At 43.0% G+C, this 3544-nt stretch carries 2 protein-coding genes and 1 CRISPR repeat array; both genes read right to left on the reverse strand.

Features of this window, described 5'->3' with window-relative positions:
• Nucleotides 1-203: 203 nt before the first annotated feature.
• A complete protein-coding gene (locus tag PSE7429_RS18715; RefSeq protein ID WP_009628894.1) occupies nt 204-1496 on the reverse strand; it encodes an NF041680 family putative transposase in 1293 nt (430 codons plus the stop codon).
• Between the two features lie 183 nt (nt 1497-1679).
• Nucleotides 1680-2069, reverse strand: a complete 390-nt coding sequence (locus tag PSE7429_RS18720) for a four helix bundle protein (protein ID WP_009628895.1) — start codon at nt 2067-2069, stop codon at nt 1680-1682.
• 300 nt (nt 2070-2369) lie between these two features.
• A CRISPR array of direct repeats spans nt 2370-3454; the repeat unit is 35 nt; unit sequence GTTTCCGTCCCCTTGCGGGGTAAAAAATTTGAAAC.
• The last annotated feature ends 90 nt before the right edge of the window (nt 3455-3544 follow it).

Raw genomic sequence — 3544 nt, forward strand, 5'->3', positions numbered from 1 at the left:
AGACTTGTTTGGGAACAAATAAAACTTGGAAGTTATGATCAATAGCTGACTTGTTTTCAGTTTTATCCAATTTTCTGCTCTAACAACTTTGACTGGAGTTTAGACTAAGGTGATTGAGATAAGCAGAAAAAGAGCAGGAAAAAGTAACTCAGAGAATAAAGAACTGAGGAAATCTAAGAGAATGAAAACGAGAATATTGAGGGTTAGGAATTAAGGTTGTCTTTGTTGACCTTTTTTGGACGGGAAACCCGTTTTTTGATGATAGGAAAGCGAGGAAAAGGAGAACGCTTACGCCCAGATTTCCAACCAAGGGACTTACCACGAGGTTTAGGAGAACAGGCTGGAGAACCAATCCTGACTAAAAGTGCGGCAAAGCCCTGAGCGACTCGACCAAAGGAGAGATTGGTTTGGGGTTTCTGCCAAGGTAAAGGACTATCAATAACCAGTTGACGGGCTAACCACAATTGCCAAGACAATAGAGGCATAAGATCGCTCCAACGCAAAGCCTGTTGAGGAGTCAACAAATGAGGCAGAGTCCAATGTAAACGTTGTTTGGCAAAGCGATTCCAATGGTCGATAGCAAAACGACGTAAGTACAAACGCCAAATCTGGACTAAAGATGGCATCTGCTCTCCCACCCAAGCTAACCACAAACCAGAGCAATGGGGATGGGTGACTCGAATAACTTGGAAATGGCGTTGGGCAGCTTTTTTAAAGTGTAAATCAGACCATTGCTGGATTTGCACCTGTCCGACTGTCTCATCTTCTAAGCTAAAAGTTGCCGATGGGTCTCCCCAACTATCAGCATTGGCAAGTTGGAATTTATCCCCATGCTTGCGGGGACGACCACAGCCTCTATAGGGTGCAGGAGCTTTGTATAAGCATCGGTTAGGACGTAGACGCAGCAGTAAGTCTGCGGGAATATCCTCGGTCAAATTCATAAAGGCCGCACTACCATATTCACTGTCATAGGTGGCGATCGGTCTTACAGACAAGTCTCGACATACTTGCCTCAGTTGGAATGCACCTCTTTGGGCTGCTGTCTCAAAACTACTGATCCGCTCGTGACATAACGGAATTGCCCAACTCCCTTCCATCTCTGGCACCCACCCCAAGGTACTGTAGTCATGTCCTAACACGATCGGTTTGTTGCCTTCAACCAAATTCGGTTGATGTACAAAGCTCCTGTCTTTTAACGTTTTGGCGTGCGGTCTTCCCCATCCTGTATGGTCTCCTGCTAGCAATGGGCGAATGTCTTTGGGTATTTGTTCCACACACAGTCGTCTGAGCCTTCCTCGTCTTGGTCGACTGTCTTTTAGTGACTCATATAGGCTTGACCATTTTCGCCGATACACCGCAGATAACGATAATTCCGCAAATGACTTTACGCTTGGACTGGTTAATACTGCATCCATCAGGTCAAATATTGCATCCCGTCCGTTTCCTAAAAATCTATATACCTGTTGACGAAATTCTTGTAGTTTGTCAATAATCATGACTGTAGATGTCCTTTTCTTTTCATCTACTTTAGGCAGTTTGTATCTCTTTTACTCTGCCTTTTTACCTTTCTTAGTCTAAACTCCAGATCGAAGAATGAAGAATGCAATTTTAAGAATGTAATTTTACGCGATCGCGATAACTTTAGCATTTCTATATTTCTCTTGCCCCTCATCTTTTCTTCAATCTTCCGTCTTCTCTATTCCATCTTTAAATTTCTCTCTTACGTCTTTATTTTTCGTTTTTTTCACCAATGTCACAAAAATGGCGATCAGTTCTTCGGCTTCTTGAATGAGATTGGCTAAGTTAGAAGCTTTGACAATCCCTGCTTCTGCTAATAGCTCTAGCCAGTAAATACTTTCTTCTAGTTCCTGAAGTCCAACTTCAATTTTACTGATGTATTCAGCATTGGATCGCGCACGGGTTGCTTCTCGGTAATGCGCCCCAACTGATGTTCTGCTTCTCAGGACTTGTTTCCCTAATACTTGCGCTTCGGTAGTTTTCGGCAGAGATGTATATAGTTTCACAATTCTCAATGCAAAGCTTTTGGTGCGATCGCGTAGGTCAAACATAATTGGAAAGGCGGAAAAAGGAAGATTGAAGAATGAAAATTAAGAATTCGATTTTACATTATTGCAATAGCTACATATTTTTTGGTTTTTATCTTTATTTCTTCCCTCTTCCCTCTTCGATCTTCTTTCTTCCATCTTTCCCTCCCGTTTCCGTCCCCGCGAATTAAAGACGGAAAAATGAAGAACGAAGAATGAAATTTAAGCAATTAATTATATTCGATTACAGTAATTTTTTATTTCTTTGCATTTTTCTTTGCATTTCTTCCCTCTTCGATCTTCTTTCTTCCATCTTTCCCTCCCGTTTCCGTCCCCTTGCGGGGTAAAAAATTTGAAACCATCGGCAATCACGGCAATTCTATTAAGTCTTGCTGTTTCCGTCCCCTTGCGGGGTAAAAAATTTGAAACCTGCATCCACCTCTGGAAAACCAGCGACAGACGGTTTCCGTCCCCTTGCGGGGTAAAAAATTTGAAACCTTTTTTAGAAATGGTTTCGCAGTTTTTTTAAAGGTTTCCGTCCCCTTGCGGGGTAAAAAATTTGAAACCCCTGTGATCATTGCCAAGGCTGTCCTTGCAAGTTTCCGTCCCCTTGCGGGGTAAAAAATTTGAAACCCGGTCGCACGACCGGCACAGGCTCACCATCGAACATAGTTTCCGTCCCCTTGCGGGGTAAAAAATTTGAAACAACTGGGGAATCAGTGGTGGAAATAGAACAAAGTTTCCGTCCCCTTGCGGGGTAAAAAATTTGAAACTCTAGGTGTTTCCACCGAAGAAGGGGTAAACCTTGTTTCCGTCCCCTTGCGGGGTAAAAAATTTGAAACCGGGATTTACAATTTTAGCTGCTTTCGGCACTGTTTCCGTCCCCTTGCGGGGTAAAAAATTTGAAACGAGGAGCTGGTAGCTCAATATGCAAAGAGGTCTGGTTTCCGTCCCCTTGCGGGGTAAAAAATTTGAAACCCTTACTTGGTAGTGCACTTCTTGTTTCTGGAGCTAAGTTTCCGTCCCCTTGCGGGGTAAAAAATTTGAAACTTTATCAACCTTTCTCAGTTGGTAGTAGCTGGTGCTTATCGTTTCCGTCCCCTTGCGGGGTAAAAAATTTGAAACAAACCAGATTTGAGCAATGCACAAACTCCTGTAACTTGTTTCCGTCCCCTTGCGGGGTAAAAAATTTGAAACACTTGTACTTTCGCAATAAGGACAATGGCAATGTTTCCGTCCCCTTGCGGGGTAAAAAATTTGAAACACTTGTACTTCTGGGGCTGGTTTAGCTCACACCGTGGTAGTTTCCGTCCCCTTGCGGGGTAAAAAATTTGAAACAGATCCTGAAACTAAGAAGGAAACAAAATACTGGGTGTTTCCGTCCCCTTGCGGGGTAAAAAATTTGAAACCCTCGGCTTCTGGAGGGCTTGCCTAGAGCACGTTTGACAACACGAAAATTCTTGGGGGTAAGAAAATTGTCAAATTATTGAGAATAGCTT

The sequence above is a fragment of the Pseudanabaena biceps PCC 7429 genome, assembly GCF_000332215.1.
GTDB lineage: Bacteria > Cyanobacteriota > Cyanobacteriia > Pseudanabaenales > Pseudanabaenaceae > Pseudanabaena > Pseudanabaena biceps.

Coding starts and splice junctions, on each gene's coding strand:
- PSE7429_RS18715 (WP_009628894.1), bottom strand. CDS start 1,496: ATGATTATTGACAAACTACAAGAATTTCGTCAACAGGTATATAGATTT.
- PSE7429_RS18720 (WP_009628895.1), bottom strand. CDS start 2,069: ATGTTTGACCTACGCGATCGCACCAAAAGCTTTGCATTGAGAATTGTG.